The organism is Tundrisphaera lichenicola (genome assembly GCF_051175385.1).
Classification (GTDB): domain Bacteria; phylum Planctomycetota; class Planctomycetia; order Isosphaerales; family Isosphaeraceae; genus Tundrisphaera; species Tundrisphaera lichenicola.
The window spans coordinates 1798718-1823790 of record NZ_CP195106.1 but is presented as its reverse complement, the minus strand read 5'-3'; the positions used below and the strand labels follow the sequence as shown (position 1 = coordinate 1823790).

The following is a 25073-nucleotide window of genomic DNA, read 5'->3' as shown; positions in this document are numbered from 1 at the left end:
CCGGACTTCTCCTTTCATTCGATCTCTCATATTCGGCCTCGAAACCGGCCGGGAGACCGCTTCTCATGCGTCGTTTTTCGGCCTGGATCGGCCTGGCGTGTGGCCTGGCCTTGTTGCTTTACGTGTATCGACCCGTCCTCTTCTTCGGCGAAACCTACGGATTCCGCGACGCGGCTCACTTTTACTATCCGCTCTACGAGCGAGTTCAGGATGAATGGAACGCCGGCCGATGGCCGCTCTGGGATGCGGATGAGAACGCCGGGATGCCGCTCCTGGGGAACCCGACCGCAGCCGTTCTTTACCCGGGGAAGCTGATTTTCGGGATGATGTCCTACCCGTGGGCGGCCCGGCTCTATGCCGTGGCACATACCGCGCTAGCCTTCGCGGGGATGCTCGCGTTGATACGGGCCTGGGGGACCAGTCGGACGGGGGCCTCGATCGCGGGCCTCTCTTATGCCTTCGGGGCTCCGATCCTGTTCCAGTACTGCAACATCATCTTCCTGGTGGGAGCGGCCTGGACCCCTTGGGGATTTCTCGCGGTGGACGGCTGGCTCCGTCGGGGGCGTCGGATAGCCCTGGGAGGACTGGCGGTGGTCCTGGCGATGCAGGTCCTGGGGGGGGAGCCGGAATCGGCTTATCTGATCGGGTTATGCGCAGGAGCTTATGCAATCATCCTGTCCAGGACCGGCGAGGCTCGGCGGCGAAGTTGGGGTTCTCGGACGGTCTGGTTGGGGCTCATCCTCCTGGGAATCGCGGCCTGGGTGGCGATCACGCTGGGCCTGGCGGCGATCCTCCCGGGGTTGCGCCCCGAGCCGGGAGAAGGCCCCTGGGGTGCGTTCGGGAGGTGGTTCTCCACGGGACGGCTGCCGTCATTCCGGAAAGCGGCGTTCGAAGGACCCGTCCCGAGCTTTCCCTGGGCCTCGTGGCTGCCCGCGGCCGTTGCGGGAGCTTGGGGACTGGTCGGCCTGACCCTGTTCGTTCGATGGAGGAAACGAGGATCGTCGAGTGTTCCCCTGGTGCCGAAGCTGGCCGGATTGGCGGCGGCGGCGATCCTGGCCGGGAGCCTTTCGGCCGCTCAGCTACTCCCGGTGGTCGAATTCACCGGCCTCAGCAACCGGGCGACCGACGAGGGAGCCCACGACATTTATCCGTTCAGCTTGGAGCCCTATCGACTGGTGGAGGCGGTCTGGCCAGGTGCATTCGGTCGGAGCTTCGGGCAGCCGGTCATGTGGTCGGAAATGCTGGTCCGGGGGATGAGCCATCGGGTCTGGGTCCCCTCTCTGTATCTCGGAGGACTGACGCTCCTGCTGGCCTTCGGGGCGGCAGGATTCCGGGATGGCCCGCCCTGGCGAGGGTGGTTGACCGGAATCGCCGCCGTGAGCCTCGTCGGAAGTTTCGGCGAGTACGCCAGCCCGATCGCCCTGGCGAGATTTTCACCCTCGATGGTCGAGGTCATCGGTCCTCATGACTCGGTCAACACCAATGCCGTCCGTCTCGACGGTTATTTGAGGGACGGCGATGGCAGCCCGTACTGCTTGATGGCGGCCCTGCTTCCCGGATTTCACACCTTCCGATTTCCGAGCAAGCTTCTGAGCTTCACCGTGCTGGCGGTCGCCGCATTGGCGGGAATCGGATGGGATCGGGTCCTGGAGGGGCGATCCAGGAATCTGGGACGGATCGCGGTCCTCGGATCGGGTTCGACCCTGGTCGTTCTCGCCGTAATGTCCTGGTATCGGGCTCCTTTCGTCCAGTGGCTAGGATCTGTCGGACACATGACGGTTTTTGGGCCGCTCGACTCCGTTCGAGCCCTATCCGATACTCAAATGGCACTGATTCATGGAGCCTTGATCTTGCTGGCCAGCGGCGGACTCATTCCCCTGGCTCGCCGAAAGGCCGAGCTTGCGGGCGGGATGGCCCTGATACTCCTGGCGGTCGATCTCGGACTGGCCAATGCCCCCCTGATCCTGACGGTACCCCAGAAGGATCTGGAGGCGACTCCCCGAGTTCTGCAGATCATCCGCGAGGCAGAACGCGACGACCCCTCGCCCGGGCCTTACCGGATCCATCGGGCACCCATCTGGAATCCCACCCGCTGGAGGAACGAGGCATCGGACGACCGGGTCCGCGACTTCGTCCGCTGGGAGTTAGACACGATCCAGCCGAAATACGGCCTGCTTCACGACGTCGAGTATACCTACAGCATCGGTGTCGCCGAGCTTTACGACTTCTCGTGGTTCTTCGCCCCCTTTCCGCGGACTGTCCGTTCCGATGCCGCAAGGATGCTGGGGATCAAGCCGGGCGAAACGATCGTCGTATACCCTCGACGCGGCTTCGACCTCTGGAACTCGCGATACTTCGTCCTGCCAGGCCTTCCGGCCTGGGATGACGCCGATCGCGGGATCGCAGCTTTTCTCCCGAGGACCGAGACCATCTATCCACCTAAAGAATTCCTCCGGGGTAAGCAGGACGATCCCGAGATCAAGAACTGGGCCGAGGCCGAGGATTTCCAGATCCTCAAGAACCTGGATGCCTATCCTCGGGCCTGGATCGTCCACAAGATGAGGCACAAGCCTCCCATCACGGGCCTAACGCGCGGGACTCGCAAGGAAACGATGGAGGAGATCCTCTTCGACAATGATCTCTTCTGGAACGACCCCGCGCGTCCGCGATTCGACCCGAAGGATCTGGCCTGGATCGAGGCGGAACCGGCGGATCGAGAAGAACTGAATCGATTCCTGCCCGGGACATCGCTCCAGGCCGGCGAGTCGGTCCGCGTCATGGAGGCCGAGTCCAATCCTCAGCGGGTGGTGATCGAGGCCAAACTGGCCCAACCCGGCCTGGTGATCCTGGCCGACGTTTATTATCCCGGCTGGACCCTCACGATCGACGACAAACCCTCGCCGATCCTTCGAGCCAACCGGGCGATGCGGGGAGCCGCCGTGCCGGAGGGAACGCACCGACTCGTTTACACTTACTACCCCAAGTCGTTTCGGATCGGGGGGTTGGTGAGCCTGGGAGGAATCGCGGCACTGGTTGGTTTCCTGGGCTGGAACCTCCGGTCGGGTCGGACGCGTCGCGGATGATTCGGCAAGGTCGATACTCTCGATAAGCGGGGCAATCATGAACCAGACCCCCATTCGACGTAATCGAATCGCGCTCCTCGATCTGATGCTGATGATCGGCGCGGCGGCGATCGCCATGGGGGTCTTCCGATCGCTCACGCCGATCCTCGACTGGAAATCCCCCTGGCCGAACGTGATGGCGAGCCCTCCGGGGGGATGGACCCCCCAGCGGGCCTTGATCCGATTGCTGGAGGCTCAGGTCCCCCTGCTCCCGATCCTCTGCGCCTGGACCGTTACCTTGCCGATCCTCCGCGTCCGACATCGGGGGAGAAACTGGCGACGACTGGCCCGACAACCGGGGACCTCGGCGAGCGTGGCGGCCTTGCTAGGCTGGACTTGGGCTTCGGTCGAAATTGGCGTGATGCTCCTCTATAAACTGATTGCCACCGGTCACTTACCGCCCGACCTCTGGCTCTGGTTCCAGCGGTATTTCGCTAACATGCTCGCCCCGATCGGGATGTCGGTCGCCCTGGTCTGGGGCTTCCTCGCGCTGATCGGGCAATGGCGACCGGTGCCCGATGTCCTGGATCGGCTCGGTCGATTGATGGGCGTCTACTGGATTTTGGTCGGCCTCCAGTGGGGGAGTATCTTCAGCTACTCGTGGATGATCTGAGAAATCCGGATCATTTCTCAAGCATTGGCGAAATAATCCGGCCTGCTGAAGCATCGTTGCTTATGAAGGAGGTGCGCGGCCGATGTCGGAGGGCGAGGCTTTGGCAGGACCGTGCCCAACCGAAGACTCGGCGAATGCCGCATCCCCCGAAATAATTGCACTTTACACCGACTTCTCGGTCGAGCTTCGCCGGATGGTCCTGGGAGTCGTCCGCAACCCGGAACTGGCCGACGACGTGATGCAAACGACCTTCATCAAGGTCGTCGAACGTGGCCATGAGGCTCGTTTCGAGACCGCCCGGGGGTGGCTCTTCCGTGTGGCGTTTCACGAAGCCCTGGCCGTCAAGCGTAGACGGGCATCTCGCGATCGCGGAGAGAGGCGGGCGGCGGTTATTCAACACTGTCCCTCTTCGAACCTGGACGATGGACTGGTGCGAGCCGAAGCGGTGGAGGCGGTCCGGGAAGCCCTGGGCCGACTTTCCGAGGACCAGCTTCGAGTCGTCCGAGCCCGGGTCTTCGAGGAGAAGACCTTCGCCGAGATCGCCGGCGAGACCGGCCTTCCTCTCGGGACGGTGCTCAGCAGGATGCGTCGTGCCCTGGAACAGTTGAGGCGATCCTTGAGACCCGGAGACTGAACCGATGCCCCCCGAACCAGACTCCGACCTCCACTGGTTGGCATTCCGGTACGCGACCGGCGAGATGAGCGATCCCGAAGAGGTCGACTTCGAGCGAATGCTGGCCGACGACCAGTCGGCGCGCGAGGCCCTGGCCGGTGCGGTCGAGCTTTCCGGAGCGATGTCCGCCCTTCCTCCAAAGACCTGGTCTCGCCCTCGACGATTCCTGACCCGTCGAACCCTGGCCTGGTCGGGCCTGGCGGCTGCGGCCTGCCTGGCCGTCGCGAGCCTCTGGTCGCTCGGGACCATGAAAACCGAATCGCCCGACGCGGCCGAGGTGGCTATGGCCTGGTCCGACCTGGATCGAAGCGACCCGATCATGACCGAGATCGACTATCCCGAATCGATCTCCGAGCTGGAGGCTTCGGGGGAACTTGCGATCCCTTCCTGGATCCTGGCCGCCGCGGAATCGTCGATGGATGATGTTTCCCAGGAGGAGAACTGAGCCATGATCGATCACTCGGGCGATCCGACTCGGACGAGTCCGGACGAGCGGCACAGCGTGGCTTGCCTGGCTCGGATTTTTCGGCTCATGACCTTCCTCGCCGTGCTGCTGATGCTGGGAGCCGACGACGACAAGAAGAGCGCCGCTGACCGGTCCACCCCGGCCTGGAAGGCGGCGATTCCCTCGTTCGCGGAACGCGAGGCAATGGCCCTGGCGTTCGTCGGAGAGCATCACCCGGATTTGGCCGTGGTCCTGGAACCCCTCAAGTCCAGGAATTCGGCCGAATATCGCAAAGCCATCGGTGATCTTTCGCAGACTGCAAGGAATCTCGCCGAGCTGAAGTCCCGAAATCCGAAGCGTTACACGTTGTCGCTGAATATCTGGAAAGCCAAAACTCAAGTCGAGCTGCTCGCCGCGAAACTGGCCAGCTCGCCGGAGGATCAGGAACTTCGGAGTCAACTCCGATCGGCGATCGAGGCAAAGGTCGATGCCGACATTCAGCGCCAGAAATTCGATCTGGCGCAGGCCGAAGCCGCTGCACGCCGATTCCGCCTCTCGCTCGATCGCCTGGAGAATCACAAGGACGAGGTGGTCGAGACGCGATTCCGTGCCCTTCAACCCAGGAAGTCCCGGAAAGCCAAGCGTTTGGAGTCGTCCCGACCCGCCGCCGTTCCCTCGACCGCCGTCCAACCGGAGGCCCGCCCATGATCCGCCGAATCGCCCTGATGGGTACACTCGTCCTGGTCGCCCACACCTCGACCGTAGCTGCTGACGAGCCGATCCGGCCGGCAATGGAACGGTTTGCCGATGAAGGCGCGACCGAGGTCCCTGACTTCCAGCGCCACGTCCTGACCCTGATGGGACGGATGGGCTGCAATACTCGATCCTGCCACGGATCCTTCCAGGGCCAGGGCGGATTCCGACTCTCCCTCTTCGGCTACGATTTCAAGCTCGATCGCGAGACCCTGCTCAAGGATGGGTCCGACCGGGTCACACTCGACGACCCGGAGGGCTCCAAGATCCTCCAGAAGCCCACCCTGGCGATACCCCATAAGGGAGGGAAGCGACTCGAAGCCGAGAGCTGGCAATATCGGGTCCTGACCCGATGGATCGAAGGGGGTGCGAAGGGTGTCGACGCGAAGGCCCCGACATTCGATCGGCTTGAAGTGACCCCGGGCGAGATCTCCTTCCGAGAGCCCGGCCAGAAGGATGCGCTCCGCGTGGTGGCCCACTGGTCCGACGGTTCGAGCGAGGATGTGACCTGCCTGGCCCGCTTCCGGACCAATGACGAGTCGATCGCCGAGATCTCGGAGGAGGGAGTGATCACCTCGGTCGGTCCCGGCGATACCCATGTCGTCGCCTTCTACGACAATGGGGTTGCGCCCGTTCCGGTCCTCCGCGCCGTCTCGGACCTGGCGGGCGAAAGCTATCCGAGCGTCCCCACCCCCACCGAGGTAGATGAGTTGGTCGTCGCCAAGCTCCGGAAATTAGGAATCGTCCCGAGCCCCACCTGCACCGATGCGGAATTCCTCCGGAGGGTCGGTCTCGATCTGGCCGGGACCCTCCCGACCCCCGACGAGGTGGAGGCATTCCTCTCCGATCCCGCCCCGGACAAGCGGGCTCGAAAGGTCGACGATCTCTTATCCCGCCCCAGTTACGCCGCCTGGTGGACCACCAAGCTGTGCGACTACACCGGGGCGGCTCCAAAGGTCCTCAACGTCCAGCAGGTCGGGCCCCAGGCCCCACGCCAGTGGTACGACTGGATTTACAAGCGTGTTCTCGAAAACACGCCTTACGACGAGATCGCGGCGGGGCTGGTCCTGGCCACCAGCCGCCCCAAGGGAGAAAGCTACGACGATTTCGTGAAGGCGATGGCCTCGTATGCCAAGCCCGGAGAGTCATCGAAGTTCGCCGACCGCGAGACGATGCCTCACTTCTGGGCCCGGCAGAACTTCCGAAAGCCCGAGGAGCGGGTCATCGGCTTCAGCTACTCGTTCCTGGGCGTTCGCCTCGAGTGCGCCCAGTGCCACAAGCATCCCTTCGACCAGTGGACCCAGGACGACTTCAATCGCTTCGGGGCCTTCTTCAATGCGGTCGGATTCGGGGTCTCTCCCGAGGCTCGACCCAGCTTCCAGCGGATCAACAAGGACACCGGCCTCGACAAGCTCAAGGGTGGCGATCGGAACAGGAAGCTCCAGCAGCTCCGGCGTGATGGCGAGATCTCGCCCTGGCAAGAAGTCTTCGTGAACCGGAACGGGATGACCGCCCGGGTCGCCGGACTCAAGAAGGACCAGGCCCCCAAAACCCGTCGCGTGGTCTCGGCCAAGGTTCTCGGCGGCGAGGAAGTTGCCCTCGACGGTTCGGACGATCCTCGGGCCCCCTTGATGGAATGGCTCCGGAGCAAGGACAACCCCTACTTCGCCCGAGCCTTCGTCAACCGGGTCTGGGCCAATTACTTCGGCCGCGGGATCGTCGAGTCACCCGACGACATGAACCTGGCCAATCCCCCGAGCAATGAAGCCCTGCTGGCCTACCTGGCCGACGGCTTCGTCGATCATGATTTCGACATGAAGTGGCTCCATCGAGAGATCACCGGGAGCCTCGCCTACCAGCGGAGCTGGCAGTCCAACGAGACCAACCGACTCGACGAGAAAAACTTCAGTCGAGCCCTGATCCGTCGAATTCCCGCCGAGGTCCTGATCGACGCGGTGGCGATGGCCACCGGATCGAGCCGGATCCAGGCGAAGGCCGCGACCGACATCTCGACTCGGGCCACCGGCCCTGGTGCAGGAGGACCCGCCCGGAGGAACCAGGGGACCTATGCCTCGAAGGTCTTCGGGGCCTCGACTCGCGAGACGAATTGCGACTGCAACCGATCCGACGAGCCTAACCTCCTCCAGTCGATCTACCTCCAGAACGACGCCGAGCTTTATGCCGCGATCGACCGGGCCGATGGGTGGGTCGCCGAGAAGGCCAAGACCAGCCCACGAAACGTTGTTGACGATACCAAGAAGGAAGCTCCCGACCAGGGATCGGGACTGATGGCCCTCTCGCTCCCCGAGTTGGAGACCAGGCTCAAGAGGATCAAGGCCGCCGGGGCCCCGAATCCTCGGATCATGCGGATCCAGGATCGGATCTCCGAGCTGAAGCGCGAGTCCCAGGCGTCGAACAACGAGCGATCCATCCGGAAGAAAGTGGTCGCTGGGAAAATGCCCGAGGGACGTCCTACCTCGACGGCCCCCCGCTTCAGCCCGGCCGATCGGGAGTCGATCGTTCGCGAGGCTTACCTCCGAACCCTTTCGCGGCGGCCCCTGGAGGCCGAAGCGAAGGCGGCCATTCGCTATCTGACCGACTCGGACGGTTCCGATGGGATGCGTGACCTCCTCTGGGCGTTGCTCAACACCAAGGAATTCATCACCAACCACTGATCCATCTGTTTGGACGATGCCCCCGGACGAATCCCTTGTTCTCGCGGAGATTCACGATGGCGATGAATGATTATTGTGACGGAGTCCGCCGACGAGACTTTCTCCGGGTGGGCGTCCTGGGCGCCGCGGGCCTGGGTCTTCCCGGCTTTCTCAGGCTGAGCGAGGCCGGCGAAGTGGCCGCCGGCAAGGCGACCTCGGCGATCTTCGTGAATCTGGGCGGCGGCCCGTCTCACATGGACACGTTCGACCTCAAGCCCGAGGCCCCCTCCGAGTATCGGGGAGAGTTCAACCCGATCGACACCAATGTACCGGGGGTGCGCATCTCCGAGCATCTTCCGAAGCTCGCCTCCTGCGCCGACAAATTCGCGATCCTCCGGGGGGTGAGCCACAGCCTGGCCGCTCACGAATTCGGCACCAAGTACATGAACACGGGCAACCGGCCCATCCCCTCGCTGGAATTCCCCGGCTATGGGCCGGTCGTCACGAAGGAGAAGGGAAGCCCTCGCGACCTCCCGCCGTTCGTCGCGATCCCGGACACGCCCCAGGTCTCGGGCTATCTCGGCGTCGAGTTCGCACCGTTCAAGACGACCAGCGTCCCCAAGGCCGGCCAGCCTTACAGCGTCCGAGGGATTACCCTGAGGAATGGCCTGACGGTCGAGGAGATCGAGAAGCGGCGCAACCTCCTGCGGTCGCTCGACACGACCTTCCAGGGATTCGAGAAGGATAGCGACCTGATCCACGGGCTAGACCGGTTCTCCGAGCGAGCCTACGAGATCATCAGCTCGCCCCGTTCGCGCAAGGCGTTCGACGTGAGCCTCGAAAAGCCCGAGGTCGCCGCCGCCTTCGGCCCCTCGGCCATCGGTCAGTCATGTCTCCTGGCCACGCGACTGATCGAGTCGGGTGTTCGGTTCGTCACCCTCTCCAGCGGCGGATGGGATACGCACGACAATAATTTCGACCGGCTCAAGACCCGGCTCCTACCGGATCTCGACGTGGCCCTGGCCGCGCTTTTCACGACGCTCGACCAGAAGGGCCTGCTCGAGTCGACGGCGGTTTTCGTCACGGGCGAATTCGGCCGAACGCCGAAGATCAATCCCCGCGGTGGCCGCGACCACTTCCCCCGAGCCATGTGCTGCTTGATGGGTGGCGGAGGTATCAAGGGTGGACAGGTCGTCGGGGCCAGCGACGAGAAAGCCATGGGACCCGCTTCCGGCGACGGGATCACCCCCGACAACGTGGCGGCCTCGTTCTACCATGCCCTCGGCATCGACGTTCGCAAGGAATACAAGACCAATACCGGGCGGCCAATCGCGATTGTCCGCAACGGTAGTCCGATTCCCGAGCTATTCGCCTGAGCTGATCGCTCCGAATAACGTCGAGGCTGTTCACCCCCGGGATCGCACACCGATGAGGTCAGGTCATCCTGATTTCAGGTGTAGCGATCCTCGGTGACGTAATGGATGTATCCGAACCTGGGCTTGCCATGTCAACATGGCAAGAGCTAACCCGGCGAGGTGCTCCAAGATCGATCGGTGAGCGTTCACTTCCTTCAATGGCTCGATCGTATCGACCTCAACGTTGGAATGCGGTACTTCCTCGGCTCATATCCCGATATTCATACTGCTTGGGTGGTTCGGTTGGCTTGCCGCCCGGACCGTTGGTGACGGCCTTGTGCGTGGAACTACAACCGGTAACGATCGCCAGGAATGCGGCGAAAACCAATGTCCTGGTCATTTCGACCTCCTTATTGGATGGACGCGGATCATACCGGGGAGTCGAGAGAGAGCAAGATCAGATCGGATCTCGATCGAGATGAAATGGGTGGCCATCCGGCCCTGCGACTTGTTCGGGAAATCAATTCAACGAGGTCGGAACTTTCAGAGGCAGCCCCATGGTGTTAGATTGCAGTCCGACATCCCCAATGTTCAAGATCGAAGCGTAGCCCATGACCTCTCGGGGCTCGAACCCAGGTCGCGAACTCCGATTCGGGCCGTGGGTGGGCTGATCAGAGGGTGAAACTCATGCGGAAGATTCTGTCGCTCTTGATCCTGGTCGTCTCGACCTCGCCGGTGATTGCCGGACTTCCCGAGCCGACTCAGGCCGATCATGTAATCAGCGACTTCCGATTTGCCTCCGGCGAAATCCTCCCGAACCTGCGGATCCACTACCGAACTCTGGGTACTCCTCGTCTTGGCGAAGACGGGAAAGTCAACAATGCCGTCCTGATCCTTCACGGGACGACCGGAAGCGGAGCCAACTTCTTTAGGCCCGAGTTCGCCGGGGAACTTTTCGGCGATGGTCAGCCGCTCGACTCGAACCGTAACTACCTGATCTTCCCCGATGGGATCGGTCACGGCGGGTCGAGCAAGCCCAGCGACGGACTCCATGCCAGGTTTCCTCGTTACGGCTATCGAGACATGGTCTTGGCCCAGTATCGGCTCCTGATCGAAGGTCTGAAAATTGATCATCTCCGCCTGGTCATGGGCACCTCGATGGGCGGGATGCATACCTGGCTCTGGGGCGAGACTTACCCGGACTTCATGGATGCCCTGCTCCCACTGGCCTCGTTACCCACGCAGATCTCGGGTCGGAATCGGGCCTGGCGACGAGTCATCATCGATGTGATTCGCAACGACCCGGCCTGGGCATCCGGCGATTACCTCGACCAACCGCCAAGCCTGAAAACGGCGGCCGAGATGCTCTACCTCATGTCGAACAACCCGATCGTTCGACAAATGGAGGCCCCGACCCGCGAGTTGGCCGATCGCGTCCTCGAGGAATTCGTCGCGCGAACGGTGAATGCGTCGGACGCCAATGACGTTCTCTATGCGCTGGAGAGTTCAAGCGACTACGACCCGAGTCCCGCCCTGGAGCAGATCAAGGCCCCGCTGCTCGCGATCAACTTCGAGGACGACCTGATCAACCCGCCCGAGTTGGGAATCCTGGAGCGGGAAATCCGGAGAGTGAAACGGGGCAACGCACTGGTCCTCCCCCGAAGTGATCGGACCCGAGGGCATGGGACCCACACTCTCGCCGCGATCTGGAAGGAACACCTGACCACACTGCTGAGCGAGTCCATCACCGCCGGCAATTCCTCGATTTCCGGGCCACTGCCAGGACTCCATCTGCTGCAAGGACCATGGGATGGTGGGACGATCCACCGCGAGAGTGTGCTCTTTTGCGGAGCGACGAAGTCGAGTCCCACGGCCCGACTACTCTTCGACGTCGAGCGTGTCCTCTCGGTCAAATCCGCAGATGGATCGCGGTCTTTCGAAGAAGGGCGTGACTATCAACTGGCTCCCGATGGTTCTGCACTTATCCTTCCACCTGGCTCCAGGATCCCATCACTCAGCGAGTCCGACCTCTTCCTCCCGAAGGGTGCTCCGCACAGCATCGGCCACCGCGCCGGGGATCCCCAGACAAGCCTGTTTTTCGATAACTGTCACTATTTCCACGACCAGCAGGTTGAGGTGAGCTACCTCCCTCGTTCGGCAATGTGGGACGGCTACCGCCCGAGCTTCGCGGGCGATCGGCTCGCTCGAACCAGCGGCAAGCTCAAATTGAAGCAACCATTGACGATTGCCGTCAGCGGAGACAGCATCTCCGAGGGATACAACGCCTCCGAGTTCACGAAAGCACCTCCGTTTCAGGCCTCCTATCCGGGACTGGTGGCGGCCCAGTTGGAGGCCACCTCAGGCTCTCCGGTGACGCTCCGGAATCTGGCCGTCGGAGGCTGGTCGTCCCGTCAGGGGCTGAACGACATGGATCGACTTCTGGCGACCGAGGCCGATCTGATCATCATCGCTTACGGGATGAACGACGTCGGCGCTCGCGATCCCAAATCCTTCCGGTCGAACATCGAGGCGATGCTCCGTCGTATCCGGGAGGCGAAGCCGGAGACGGAGGTGATCCTGGTCTCCACGATGACGGGGAATCCCGATTGGATGGCGACCCCGCCCGAGATGTTCCCGATCTACCGCGATGTGCTGGCCGCGCTCGAAGGGCCGGGAGTCGTCCTCGCCGACATGACCTCGATCTGGCTCGAATTGATGAGGCGAAAGCGACACATCGACTTCACCGGCAATGGAGTGAATCATCCGAACGACTATGGGCATCGGGTCTACGCCCAGGCGATCCTGGCGATGCTGGTCGACCCCACCTCGGTTCCGAAAGCGACAGCGAAGGACCGTCGGTAGATCTCGGCCAATGGAGTTATTATTTTGAAACTGGGGTGAACTTCGAGAGCGGATCGTCGAGCCGTACCTTGCCTTCATCCACCAGGATCATCACGGCCGTCGAAGTGATCGGCTTGGTCATCGAGGCGATCCGCACAACGCCTTTCCTGTCCCAATGGTCAGAGGCGCATCGACGGAATTTCGGGACGAGAATGGAGAGGATGTGTCGAGGCTGCGACCTCCGGAACGAGTTTGAATCCGTCAGGAATGACCGAAGGATCGGCATGCTGAACTGCCCGCTCTGCTCCCAGCCAGTCGATCCCTATCTCGAAGACCGTTGGCGTTGCTTCTTCCATTGCCGGGTTTGCGATCTGGTCTCGGCCGACCCGGGAAGCTATCTGGATCCGATAGCCGAGAGGGCCTACTACGACCTTCACGAGAACGACCCATCGGATCATGGCTACCGCCGCTTCCTCGGCCGGCTCTCCGGTCCGCTCGAAGCGCGGCTGGGGAAAGGGAGCCTTGGTCTGGATTATGGTTGCGGCCCGGGTCCGACTCTCTCCATCATTCTGAGAGAGTCGGGGATGCTCATGGATGACTACGACCCAATTTATAGGCCGAATCCGGCAGTCTTGGAACGCAATTTCGATTTCGTAACCTGCACCGAAGTCGTCGAGCACTTCCGTCGTCCCGCCGAGGATTGGACAAGGATGACCGGATTGCTTCGTCCCCATGGTTGGCTCGGCGTCATGACGAAGGTGGTGATCAATCGAGAGAGGTTCGCAGGCTGGCACTACAAGGCGGATCCGACCCATGTCAGCTTTTACAGTCCCGCGACCTTCGACTGGCTGGGGGCTAGGTTTGGTCTGACCGTCGAACGAGTCGATCGAGATGTGTATCTCTTCCAGAAAAGTTGAGGGAAGCTCCAGTCTACTCAACCGGCTCCACTGCCCTCAGAATGCAATCCTTTCGGGAATCTGGATGCGGAAGTTTTCTCCCCGCTCGAATGCATTGTGGTGACACACACCACGAGCGTCCCGTCGAATCGGTTCCCAAGTCCGAGAATTGATTCTCGATACACCTTTTCCGAGACTTTTGACTCGCGATCGATCCAAATTGTGAGGAACTACCATCGAAGGGTCTAAAGCGGCCCGGCGGTGGCTCTGCCCCGAAGATTGAGATCCGCACCTCGAATGGCACCCCACCCGGAATGGAGGAGCCTACGTGGGTAAGACCTCGCGAGGAGAACTGGAACACTTCTGGCCTGATCGGGTAGCCAGCAGCCGCTCGGCTTCGACGAGAGCACCCCTCGCGTCGGCGGCGTAACCGTCGGCCCCCGACCGACGCCAGAGGTCGGGGACGACATCGAATGGATGCCCCCCCACGAGAATCGTCACTCCCCGGCATTCCTCCCTCGCGCGGACTGCGGCGATCAGTTTTCCGACGCCCGAGAGATGAGTGACCATCGTGACCGAGATCAACAGCAGATCGGGCCTGCGCCGGGCCATGGCCTCCGCGACGCTCAGGAGAGGGGCGTCGGCACCGAAATAGTGGACTTCGTAGCCGGCCATCTCGAAGAAGTCGGCGACGACCCGAAGCCCGACCTCGTGCCGTTCGCCGCCCACCGAGGCTGCCATCACCACCCGCCCGTTTCCTGGTTCTGATACGGCCATCGGAGTCAACCGGGCCATGAGCGACTGGGAGACCGCCGTGGCGAAATGCTCCTGGATCACGCCGATCTGACGGGACTGCCAGAGTCGTCCGACCTCACGCTGGCAACGCTGAAAGACATCCAGGTAAATTTCGCCGACGGGAATACCGGCGTCCACGGCGTTGAGGATCAGGTCGGTCGCCGCTTTTCGATTGTATTCCAGGAGTGCCCCAAGATACGCCCTGGCGAGGGCGGGGTGGGAACCCTCGTCGGAGATCAGCGATGCGTTAATCCTGGAAGCACTGCGAGAGCATCGGATCGCTTCTTCTAAAAACCGGCGAGTGACGATCCCGTGCTCTCCGGGAAGTGAGGCCAGGAGCACGTCCTGCAAGCAGGCCAGGTTCACCTCGACATCCTCGTCCCGGATGTGGTTCGCTGCAAGGACCGAGACGGCCCAATCGAGATAGTCGGAGAAGAGAGCCGGGCTCGAAGCGGACACGGCCTCCGAGAGGTTGGCGAGGTGGTGCTCGGTGTCCTGGATGCATCTGGCTCGCCCTTCCGGGCCGTATTGCCCCTCCAGATCAGGTTGGAGCGAGTATTGTCTGGCAACAATGGCCCTTGCCAGGGTCGAGCGCCGGTCGGAGATTACCTTCCCGATGTCATGGTAGACGGCGGGCATAGCTGCCACCCATGATGGATCCGCCGATAATCATCGGCAACAACTTTCCCATCAATGCAACGATGGGCTTCAATCTAAGTTGAGAGTAGCTTCTCCCTGGGACCTGTGTCTAGGGCCCCCTCCCGGGGAAGGTCGTGGGCTCGTGGGAGGATAGCCCGATCATCGGGGCATCTCGCATGCTAACTTTTGATCGGAGTTTATAGCGATTAACTTGGCAGAGATCGGCATCCGATTGGACAGCTTCGGCCAGGAACCGGAGGACGACCTCATGGGCTCAACGAGGGATCGGCTCGTGCGTCCCATCGGAAAGTTGATGGATCGAATTGTGGATCTGCCCCTCGAAGGGCTGTCCTTTTGAACCCCTCAATCGGTACTTGATCTCCATACCCCAGGTTGGGCGAATCTCCGGAATTCCGAGGACGATGGTCCTTCCATCGTCCGACAAGGAGGCGGTCCCGACGACAATCGACTTCTCGTCGTAGTGCTCCGAGCCGTATTTTGCCGATCGCTTGAGCGACCAGGTTTTCACCGAATAATTTGATGGGTCGGAAGCCGAGTCGGGATCGATCGGGTCGGTGAATGTCAGCTTCAAGCCGTCAACGGTCGCCTGGAGCCCTACGGGGAGAAACATCGGCTTGTCCGTCGCTCGAATTCGATAGAAGCCGCCGGGTGCCGACTGGTTGCTCGCCCATCCGACCATGCCGCAGGCGTATAGCTGGCCGTCACTGGGGCTGAACCGACCTCGCATGACTCCGGTAGGCAGCGGCGAGATCGGTAGCGCGCAGGCCCCGCCTTGAATCTTGCCCTGGAGCTTTTCGACGGGCACGACGAACAATTTCCCATTCCCATAGGAGAAGTTCAGCAGCGACCCCTTGAGTGGTCCCCAGGCATCGCTCGTCACATGGACGAGCTCGGACGGAGAACGGTCGAAGTCGTTCGTGATCCAGCAGACGGGAAGTTCCATGGCCGAATCGGAGGCGTCTGTCACGTCATGATAGCCCCACATGTTCCCGTAGAATCCACCGACCTTGACATGGTTGATGCGATTTTTCGGGTGCCAGAATCCCTCCTGATCGGTCAGGTAGAATGTCCCATCGTCGTTCAGGCAGACGCCGTTGGGTGCGCGAAATCCCGTGGCGAGGATCTCGGTCTGGAGTCCGTCGCGACTCACCTTCAGGAGTGTTCCGTGCTGCGGGACGATCGCCGTCTTGCCATGTCGGGCGGCCTTGGCGTAATAGAAATGGCCCGACTCGTCCGTTTGAAGCCCCATAGCGAATTCGTGGAAGTGCTCGGTCACCTGGTGGTCGCTATTGAAATTCTCGTAATAGTCGGTTTCGCCATCGCCGTTGAGGTCGCGAAGGATCACGATCTGATCGCGACAACCAACGTAGATTTCCCCGTCGCGGACCTTCAGGCCAAGGGGTTGAAAGAGCCCGGACGCGATCCGTCTCCACGAGAATTCGCCAGAGGGTGCGTCGAGCCCATCGACGAGCCAGACGTCGCCATCCCATGTGCAGACCGCGGCCTGGCGACCCCCGTCGAGGAAGTCGAATCCGGTCGGGCGCAATAGGCAGAGCCAGGGGTTGTTGATGGGGAGTGCCAGCAGATCGACGGCAAATGGGCCATCGGAAAGACCGGTCGTGATGGGAGTCTTCAAAACCTCGGGCCATCGCGAAGGACCGCCGGTCGTGAGTTCGACCAGGTTCGTCGAGGTGCCATCGGAGATCGCTGACGCTAGCACTTTGGGATCCTCATCACCCGGGACTCGAAGTACCTTGAGCGTGAAGCGGAGCGAGTTCTCGCCGGCCGGGATCGTGAGCCTCAGGTCACCCTGCTCCGTGCTCGACCACGAGATTCCTTCCAAGGGTGGGGAGATGCCGGCCAGGATGCCCGAGTTCTCCATCGTTCCCGAATCTTTTCGGACAATCTTGCCCTCTCGCTTATGCTCCGACTCATCTCGGATCGTGTCGCCACGAGCCATGTCCGGCTTCCAGCTTGCGAAGGGGCCAGGAAGGTTTTCGGCCCCGCTCGTCAGATGGACAATCGCTTCAGGATCGAGGGTCCGTTGGTAAAGCCGGATTTCCGCGATCCGACCTGCGAAGTAGCTGGTTGGTGCGGGAAAGTTCTCCGCCGTGAAACCAATCCGTCCGACACGATGGGCGAGGGGCTCCTTCGAAACCAGGACCTTTTCGCCAGATTGTTCCCCGTCGATGTAGAGGCGAGCCGTGTGGGTCGCCTGCTCGTACGTCAAGACGGCGGTATGCCACAACTCGTCATCGACCCGACGACTGGACTCGATGACCCCGACCCATCCGATGTCGAAGGCTACCCTGCCATTGCGGACGAAGAGCGATTTTCCCTGGGGAACCCACTTCGTACCGGTAACCGTCTCACTGAAAAGGCTTCCACCTCGAAGTGTTTGAAACCGCGAGACGATGGAATAATCGCCCGTGGACATGTCAAATCCATCCAGGTTCGCGATTTCTACGTAATGGCTTCCATCAAATCGGAGCAGAGGCTCTGCTTTCGTCGATCTCGGATCGGCAGGACTTTCAGGTTCCAGATAGGCGACCGCACCTTCGCCCCGATCCCCCGAGGCAAACCTCTTCAGCGTTCCCCTGGGACCCCGAGCGACCTGCAAGATCATCTCCTTGTCGCGTGGCCCGAGGTCGAAAGACCGGGTGAAGGCGTGAGTCGAGCGAATGGTCTCGATCGAGGGCATTTCCAGGACTTTCGTCTGGCCGATCGTGTAGGCAAGAATGACCCGATCCCCGTGACGATACTGTCCTTGATAATGGGCCCAGGATCGCGGCAGCGGGCCGTAAGGTCGGCCGTCTCTACCTTTCAGTCGCGGGTCATCGAATGTGCCCGTGTCGGGATTCGCCCAACCGGGGCCCATCGGATTGACGATCTCGACGCGGCCGACGATCCTGGGATGGATTTCGTGACGACCGTTGAAGTTGATCCCATTCCAGTCGATGAAACCCTCTCCGCTCCACGAACCCGGCAGACTCATCGTGTCGTGGTCGAAGACGGACCAGAATCGCCCCCGCGAGATCCCACCAGGCCCGCCATCGAGTCGAACGGCGATCCCCTTGTAAGCGAAATTCGTCCCGCCATCTCCCAACTCGTATGTAGCCGTCAGAGTCGGCCCATAGTCCATCGCCGACCAGGGCTCGATCTCTGAAGGCTCGGGACCGCGCGTCTTTCCTTTCGGGAGGCGTTCAAGATATGCCTGGTCCACCCGGGCGAACTGGGTCGGGTTGTCCCGTTTCAGGAATGTTTCGCGAATGTAATGGATAACGTCATATTTCTGGGTTGGGACCATCCAGGTCTGAGGCGCCATCTGACCGAAGCCCTGCGTGAGGGTCCTATAGAGGCTGTAGGGATCGTGCCCGTTCTTGAACTGGCCCGATGCAAACCTGAGGGACGTCGGGAGCGAGCCGGTCTTATCTTTCGTGCCATGGCAGTTGATGCAAACCCGGTGGTAAATCTCTCGTCCTCGTTCAAACCCTTCCGGGCCGAGGTCTGCGATCAGCCCCGCGTGATCGAGTTGCAATTCATAATCTGGGAGCTTCAGACCCGCAATCCGAGAAGGATTGGGGCGCAGTGCTTTCGCACGCGCGGGACCGCCATCGGCAATCTCGCGGAGGTAGCGGATCAGGTCAAGGAACTGCTGTCGGGAGGCAAGCCCGTTCACCAGACCTGCGGGCATGATCGAGAGCCCACCATCCTTCCTTTCTTCGATCTCACGTCCGGTGATGGTGATTTGCTTTCCGTCCTGCCCCGGGTCGCGGAGAATCAGCGAATCGGCCCGCTCCTCGGCCAGCAATCCGACGTAATTCTTCCCATCGGAAGTCGCGATCGTGATTGTCTCGAAGCCCTTCTTGATGACCTTCGAAGGTTGAAGGACTGACTCGATCAGATATTCATCAGTCGTAGATTCTCCGAGGCTGGCGAGATCCGGGCCAAGCATGCTTTCCCGGCCATCTCCGCTTCCGTGACACTTCGTGCAGTTCAAGAACGGCTGGTAAAAGATGGCTGCCCCTCGGGCCGGGTCGCCAAGCTCGCGGACCGCTCGGGCCAGTGCGATCGGATCCTCGTCGATCAAGGTCGCTTCCAGAGGGCGTCCTACAGGGGCCTCGTCGATGGAGGAGATCGAGCACACGATCAGGAGACCGGCAAGGAAATGGGTCATGTTCGATGCGACTCCAGTCGTGGAGGTGGCCGACGATCCTCGGAGGAACTTGACAGTCGATGCGACCCGAAAGCCTCAGAGGCTCAGATCTGCGGATTCAGTTTTCGTGAGGAGATGGTGGGCTAGTTCGAACGACGCTGAGACCGAAGCGACCTTTGATTAGAATCTTGTAATCAACCGACAAGGACGGGGGCGATCGGCCAGGAGTTGGTCATTTTCGTCAGAGTCGATCTCTTTTTTCACCTGCCGTTACAGATAAGGGAATTGTCAGAGTGACCCTTCGCCCTGTTTCTTCATGGGCTCGGGTACTTTGAGGCGTGTGGCCGAAAAGATGACGCTCTTTCTCCTCGGCCTCGCGTATTGGAACCGCGCCAGCGATTCATGTCCAGGATGTCATGGAGGAGATCTTGTTAATAGGGTAGGCGCCAAGCAACCCCCTTGATATGCCCGAGGAGGCACATCGACCCTTACTTCCCTAAGTTGAATCGCGACGGACGGTAACGAGTGGGGATTCCGCCTCACCACTCGGTCGGTCATATCCAAACAGCCATCACCTCGCGCAGGTGCGTCCCGATCATCGAGCAAGGCAAGCCTTGCCAATGTCTCGATCATCCTTCACAAGGTGACGCAGGCCAAAGCCGCTTTTGAGAAAGCGATCAAGCACCGATAACTGGAGTGAGCGAATGCGGCTTCCTGCGGCTCAGGAGCAAAAACAGGCCTGACTTGGAAGCGATGAAGACTCGGACTCAGGCACCGCACTCGACAATCGCACTGACCCTCGATCGCTGTTCCCATTCGGAGGAGTCGGATCTGAGGTACGCCCTGGAGAGGGGCTCAGAAATATCGGGCACGCGAAGATGCGTCATGTTGCCCGCTGGAATCTGGCGACTGCTCGCGGTGGCTCACCCCAGCCTAACGAAGAAAGGACCGAGGGATCATTCCCCGGTCCTTAACGTCGTTCAACTTATCGGACTTGCGTAGGCATCGCCCGTCACAGGCAATGCCCCCCGTAGGACTCGAACCTACAACCCGCTGATTAAGAGTCAGCTGCTCTGCCAATTGAGCTAGGAGGGCGTTTCGATCGATTGAATATAACTTCCCCGCTCGGAGAATTCAAGTCACTGGGTGGAGAGTCGATCGATTCTCAGGAATCGAGTCGACTGCCACCGGGTTTCTTCAAGTTCCATCGGATTGAGGGGATGAAATTCATCGTTTCTGAATCGCCGTATTTCTATACTATAGCCAAGTTCCGCAGCGAGCCTTCTCGGGCTCGACTCGCCCCGGGTGAGGTCGCGTGATGAATGATGAGAGGGTTGATCATTTGGGCACGATCTCGAAAAAAGTCTCGGCGATCTCGATAGGGTCAGCGATCTTGCTGGCCGCCGGGATCGCGGGTTGTGGCACGCAGAATCAATATGCTCCCCCTCCCCCGCCCGACGTAACGGTCAGTCTGCCCGTCCGACGCTCCATCACCGATTACGTCGAATACACCGGGACCGCGAAGGCGGTCGAGACCGTCGAGCTCAGGGCCCGTGTCAAAGGGTTTCTCAAGGAACGCCACTTCGAAGAGGGCAACGTCGTCAAGGAAGGACAGTTGCTCCTCGTCATCGACGAAGAGCCGTTCCAGGTCGCACTCAACATGGCACAGGCTCAGCTCGACGAGGCCGAGGCGGCACTCAAGAAGGCCGAGCAGTCCAAGGATCGCGAGGTCGCCCAGGCCCAGCTCGCACTGGACCAGGCGATCTTGCTGCTGGCCAGAATCGAAGAGGGGCGCAGCAAGACTCTGTTGGCCCGCAACGCGGGGACTCGGGAGGCTCTCGATCAAGCCGAGGCCAACCGAAAGAAGTCCGAGGCTCAGGTCGAGGCCGATCAGGCCAAACTCGAGCAGGTGAAGGCCGATTACCAGACCAACATCCTATCGGCCAAGGCACACGTCGAGGCAACCCGGTCCGACGTCCGCAACGCCCAGATCAACCTGGGATATTGCCGGATCACCGCCCCCTTCGAGGGGAGGATCTCAAGACGGGCCTACGACGTCGGTAATCTCGTCGGCGATGGACAGGCGACGATCCTGGCCACGATCCTGAAGGACGACCCCATCTATTCCTATGTCAACGTCAGCGAAAACGACCTTCTCCGCTTCCGCCAGATGGCCCGCGAGGGGACTCACAAGGATTTCGAACACGGCGATGAGATCATCCTCGATCTCGGCCTGGCGAACGAAAAGGGGTTCCCGCACAGGGGCAAGCTCGACTACGCCGATCCCTCGGTCGACCCGGCCAGCGGCACGGTCCTCGCCCGCGGGATCTACCCCAACCCGGATCGGGTGATCGTGCCCGGTCTCTTCGTCCGGGTTCGAGTGGCCCTGGAGGAGAAGCCCAACGCGCTGCTCGTCCCCGAGCTCGCCCTGGGGACGAATCAACTCGGTCGCTATCTCCTGATCGTCGACGAGAAAGATACGGTCGAGGCCCGGCCGGTCAAGGTGGGCTCCCAGGTCGGCACCTTTCGCGTGATCGAGGACAATCTGAAGCCCGAGGAACTGGTCATCGTCAGCGGCCTGCAGAAGGCCCGGCCAGGCTCCAAGGTCAAGCCGACCCGGAAGGACCAGACCGCACCAACTGTCGCCGGGACCTCCGAGCCCGTCGTTGAGGCCAATGCCGAGCCCGCGAAGACCCCCTGACCCTGGAGACGGGCGACCCTCATCATGATTTCACGCTTTTTCATCGATCGGCCCATCTTCGCCAACGTCCTGGCGATCATCACGATGCTCATCGGGGCCGTGACGGTCTTCGTCCTGCCGATCGAGCAATATCCGCAAATCACGCCCCCGACGGTCCAGGTGACGACCACCTATCCGGGTGCCGATGCCATGGTCCTCGCCGATACCGTGGCCTCGCCGATCGAGCAGGAGGTCAACGGCGTCGAGGGGATGCTCTACATGTCGTCGACCTGCGCGGCCGACGGCTCGTACAACCTGACGGTGACCTTCGACGTCGGGACCGACCTCGACATGGCGCAGGTCCTGGTCCAGAACCGGGTCGCCATCGCCCAGCCCAAGCTCCCGCAGGAAGTCCAGCGCCAGGGGATCACCACCAAGAAGAAGTCGACGGCCATCATCCTCGTCGTCGCGCTGACATCGAAGGACAATCGCTACGACAGCCTGTTCCTGAGCAATTACGCCACGCTCCGGGTCAAGGATGTCCTGAGCCGGATCTACGGCGTGGGCGATATCAATATCTTCGGGGCGAGCAATTACGGGATGCGGGTCTGGCTCGATCCCGAGAAGCTCCGGGCGAGAAACCTGACGACGCTCGAAGTCCTCGACGCGATCCGCGAGCAGAATATCCAGGTGGCCGCCGGTCAGGTCGGTGCCCCTCCGGCACCCACCGGCCAGAGCTTCCAGTACACCGTGACCACCCAGGGCCGCCTCAAGGACCCCGATGAGTTCGGGAACATCATCATCAAGTCGTCGCCGGGCGATGATGCCGGGACCGGCGCCCGGTTGACCCGGGTCCGCGACGTGGCCCGGGTCGAGCTGGGCGGCCAGGTCTACGACCAGTGGTGCGACGTCTCTGGCAAGGCAGCGGCCGGCGTGGCCGTATTCCAGCTCCCCGGGGCCAATGCCCTCGACGTGGCCGATAAGGTCGTCAAGGCGATGGACGAGCTGAAGAAGTCGTTCCCCGAGGCGATGGAGTATTCGACCCCCTACGACACCACGATCTTCGTCCGAGAGTCGATCCGAGAGGTCTACAAGACTCTCTTCGAGGCCGGCGTCCTCGTCCTGATCGTGATCCTGGTATTTCTCCAGGACTGGCGAGCCACGCTGGTCCCGGCCACGACGGTCCCCGTGACGATCATCGGCGCCTTTGCCGCCATGTTCGCCCTGGGATTCACGGTCAACCTGCTCACGCTGTTCGGCCTGATCCTGGCCATCGGCATCGTGGTCGACGACGCCATCGTGATCGTCGAGAACGCCGCCCATCACATCGACCACGACAAGGTCTCGGCCAAGGAAGCCACGATCCGGGCGATGGATGAAGTGATCGGCCCGGTCATCGGAATCACGCTGGTCTTGATGGCCGTGTTCATCCCGACGGCCTTCCTTCCGGGGATCACCGGCCAGCTCTACCGCCAATTCGCGTTGACGATCGCCGCGACGGCGATCATCAGCGCCATCAATGCCGTCACCCTCAAGCCCGCCCAGTGCGCGAGCTACCTCCGACCGACTCCCGCCCGCAAGAACGCCTTCTATCGGGGGTTCAACTCGGTCTACCAGAGATTCGAGAATCTTTACGTCGCGATCGTCTCCCGGCTCGTCCGTCAGACAGCCCTGATGATGGTCCTGTTCGTCATGATCGCGGCGGGGACTCTCTACTGGTTCACCAAGCTCCCCACCGGGTTCCTGCCGGTCGAAGACCAGGGGTATGCGATCGTCGGGCTCCAGCTCCCCGATGCCTCGTCGCAGGTCAGGACCCGGGCGGTGGTCACGAAGGTCGAGGAGATCTTCAAGAAGACCCCCGGCCTGGCCCACTGGGTCATGATCGGCGGACAGTCGGTGCTCGACCAGACGGTCTCCTCGAACGCGGCGACCTTCTACGTCCGGTGGGCACCCTACGAGGAACGCACGACTCCCGAGACCCAGCAGGATGCGATCATCAACCACCTCCGGGGCGAGTTCGCCAAGATCCAGGAGGCGATCGTCTTCGCCTTCCCGCCCCCGGCGATCATGGGCCTGGGCGTCTCGGGCGGTTTCCAGCTCCAGATCGAAGACAAGGGAAATCTCGGGCTCAACGAGCTCCAGGAAGTCACCGACGAGATGGTCCGCGATGGCAATTCCCAGTCGACCCTCAGGTCGCTGAACACGGTCTTCCGGGCCAACGTCCCCCAGCTTTATGCCGATATCGACCGGGTCAAGGCCAAGAGCCTCGACGTCCCGCTCGATTCGGTCTTCGGCACGCTCCAGTCCTCGATGGGCTCGGCCTACGTCAACGACTTCAACCTGTTCGGCCGGACGTTCCAGGTCCGGGTGCAGGCCGACCAGAAATTCCGACTCAAGCCCGACGACATCCGCCGTCTGGAGGTCCGGAACCGCTCCGGAGCGATGCTGCCGCTCGGGACCCTGGCCACGATCGACGAGGCCCTCGGCCCGCAGATCATCACCCGCTATAACCTCTATCCCTCGGCATCCATCTCGGGTGAAGCGGCCCCGGGGACCAGCTCGGGCGAAGCTCTGAAACTCATGGAGCAGATGGCCGACTCCAAACTGCCCAGTTCCATGGGGATCGAGTGGACCGGGATGTCGTATCAGGAAAAGAAGGTGGGGGGCCAGGCCCTTTACATCTTCGCGCTGGCGGTGTTGCTGGTCTACCTCGTGCTGGCCGCCCAGTATGAAAGCTGGCTCACGCCGATCTCGGTGATTTTGGTGGTCCCGCTGGCCTTGCTCGGGACGGTGGCCGCCGTGGCGATCCGAGGGATGGATAACAACATCTATACCCAAATCGGGATCGTCCTGATCATCGCCCTGGCCAGCAAGAACGCGATCCTGATCGTGGAGTTCGCCCGAGAGCTACGGGCCAAGGGGGAAGATCTGATCGACGCCGCGGTCCATGCGTCCCGGCTCCGATTCCGACCGATCCTGATGACCTCGTTCGCGTTCATCCTGGGGATCTTCCCCCTGGTCAACGCCGAGGGGGCGGGGGCGGCCAGCCGGAGGGCGCTGGGAACCGCGGTCTTCGGGGGGATGCTCGCGGCGACCTTCCTGGCAGTCTTTTTCGTCCCGGTCTTCTTCGTGATCATCCAGCGTTTCTCGGAATTACTGGGGCGTCCCAAGGCCACCAAGCCTGCCGAGACCGCTGCCGATGCCCCGACCGAGCCGGCCGAGGAAGTCCCGGCTTCCACGTACCGCACCATCGAGCCCGCCTGAGCGATCGTCAGGGGCTTTCCTCCGGGCGTTCGATGGTTTATGACAGAGGGCTAATGACCATCCGTATCTTGAGTTTGCCAGCCCGTTCCATCGGCTCGGCCGGAGGGTCTGGATCTTCCAGTCCACCCCCCGGCCGTCGCCCAGGGCTGGCCTCGGATCGCCCGAG

General features: G+C 61.7%; 16 protein-coding genes and 1 tRNA gene. 11 read left to right on the top strand and 6 right to left on the bottom strand.

The window, feature by feature from the left end; all coding sequences use genetic code 11:
• Window positions 1-65: 65 nt before the first annotated feature.
• From P12x_RS07085 to P12x_RS07055, 7 genes are all read left to right on the top strand, one after another.
• Entirely contained in the window at window positions 66-3083 is a 3018-nt protein-coding gene (locus P12x_RS07085; protein WP_435010183.1) for a YfhO family protein, read from the top strand.
• A 37-nt stretch (window positions 3084-3120) separates the two neighbouring features.
• Entirely contained in the window at window positions 3121-3735 is a 615-nt protein-coding gene (locus P12x_RS07080; protein ID WP_435010182.1) for a hypothetical protein, read from the top strand.
• A gap of 82 nt (window positions 3736-3817) precedes the next feature.
• Window positions 3818-4369, top strand: a complete 552-nt coding sequence (locus P12x_RS07075) for an RNA polymerase sigma factor (RefSeq protein WP_435010181.1) — start codon at window positions 3818-3820, stop codon at window positions 4367-4369.
• 4 nt (window positions 4370-4373) lie between these two features.
• Entirely contained in the window at window positions 4374-4853 is a 480-nt protein-coding gene (locus tag P12x_RS07070; RefSeq protein ID WP_435010180.1) for a hypothetical protein, read from the top strand.
• 3 nt (window positions 4854-4856) lie between these two features.
• Window positions 4857-5561 carry a hypothetical protein gene (locus P12x_RS07065; protein WP_435010179.1) on the top strand — a complete coding sequence of 235 codons (705 nt, stop codon included), beginning with the start codon at window positions 4857-4859 and terminating at the stop codon, window positions 5559-5561.
• Window positions 5558-8281 (top strand): DUF1549 and DUF1553 domain-containing protein, encoded by a 2724-nt coding sequence (locus tag P12x_RS07060; RefSeq protein ID WP_435010178.1) that lies wholly within the window; start codon window positions 5558-5560, stop codon window positions 8279-8281. Before P12x_RS07065 ends, P12x_RS07060 begins: the two co-directional genes overlap by 4 nt.
• A 56-nt stretch (window positions 8282-8337) precedes the next feature.
• On the top strand, window positions 8338-9636 hold the full coding sequence (locus tag P12x_RS07055) for a DUF1501 domain-containing protein (protein ID WP_435010177.1): 1299 nt from the start codon (window positions 8338-8340) through the stop codon (window positions 9634-9636).
• A 217-nt stretch (window positions 9637-9853) separates the two neighbouring features.
• Here P12x_RS07055 and P12x_RS07050 read toward each other — a convergent pair whose 3' ends face one another.
• Window positions 9854-10015: a hypothetical protein gene (locus P12x_RS07050; RefSeq protein WP_435010176.1), complete on the bottom strand. Its 162-nt coding sequence runs from the start codon at window positions 10013-10015 to the stop codon at window positions 9854-9856.
• A 287-nt stretch (window positions 10016-10302) separates the two neighbouring features.
• Between P12x_RS07050 and P12x_RS07045 the strand changes: the two genes are divergently transcribed.
• A complete protein-coding gene (locus tag P12x_RS07045; protein WP_435010175.1) occupies window positions 10303-12477 on the top strand; it encodes an alpha/beta fold hydrolase in 2175 nt (724 codons plus the stop codon).
• 19 nt (window positions 12478-12496) lie between these two features.
• Here P12x_RS07045 and P12x_RS07040 read toward each other — a convergent pair whose 3' ends face one another.
• Window positions 12497-12742: a serine hydrolase gene (locus tag P12x_RS07040; RefSeq protein ID WP_435010174.1), complete on the bottom strand. Its 246-nt coding sequence runs from the start codon at window positions 12740-12742 to the stop codon at window positions 12497-12499.
• On the bottom strand, window positions 12636-12914 hold the full coding sequence (locus P12x_RS07035) for a hypothetical protein (RefSeq protein ID WP_435011766.1): 279 nt from the start codon (window positions 12912-12914) through the stop codon (window positions 12636-12638). Before P12x_RS07035 ends, P12x_RS07040 begins: the two co-directional genes overlap by 107 nt.
• Between P12x_RS07035 and P12x_RS07030 the strand changes: the two genes are divergently transcribed.
• Window positions 12828-13373, top strand: coding sequence for a class I SAM-dependent methyltransferase (locus P12x_RS07030; protein WP_435011645.1), 546 nt, complete (start codon window positions 12828-12830; stop codon window positions 13371-13373). The genes P12x_RS07035 and P12x_RS07030 overlap by 87 nt on opposite strands.
• Before the next feature lie 303 nt (window positions 13374-13676).
• Here P12x_RS07030 and P12x_RS07025 read toward each other — a convergent pair whose 3' ends face one another.
• From P12x_RS07025 to P12x_RS07015, 3 genes are all read right to left on the bottom strand, one after another.
• The gene (locus P12x_RS07025) at window positions 13677-14786 is read right to left on the bottom strand and encodes a cobalamin B12-binding domain-containing protein (protein WP_435011644.1); all 1110 of its coding nucleotides are present in this window, start codon (window positions 14784-14786) and stop codon (window positions 13677-13679) included.
• A 274-nt stretch (window positions 14787-15060) separates the two neighbouring features.
• A complete protein-coding gene (locus P12x_RS07020) occupies window positions 15061-18984 on the bottom strand; it encodes a DUF6797 domain-containing protein (RefSeq protein WP_435010173.1) in 3924 nt (1307 codons plus the stop codon).
• A gap of 1001 nt (window positions 18985-19985) precedes the next feature.
• Window positions 19986-20058 (bottom strand) — tRNA-Lys (locus P12x_RS07015).
• Window positions 20059-20305: 247 nt separating this feature from the next.
• On the opposite strand from P12x_RS07015, the gene P12x_RS07010 reads away from it, so the two are divergent.
• Both P12x_RS07010 and P12x_RS07005 read left to right on the top strand, forming a co-directional pair.
• The gene (locus tag P12x_RS07010) at window positions 20306-21664 is read left to right on the top strand and encodes an efflux RND transporter periplasmic adaptor subunit (protein WP_435010172.1); all 1359 of its coding nucleotides are present in this window, start codon (window positions 20306-20308) and stop codon (window positions 21662-21664) included.
• A 24-nt stretch (window positions 21665-21688) separates the two neighbouring features.
• On the top strand, window positions 21689-24907 hold the full coding sequence (locus tag P12x_RS07005) for an efflux RND transporter permease subunit (RefSeq protein ID WP_435010171.1): 3219 nt from the start codon (window positions 21689-21691) through the stop codon (window positions 24905-24907).
• Window positions 24908-25073 lie beyond the last annotated feature (166 nt).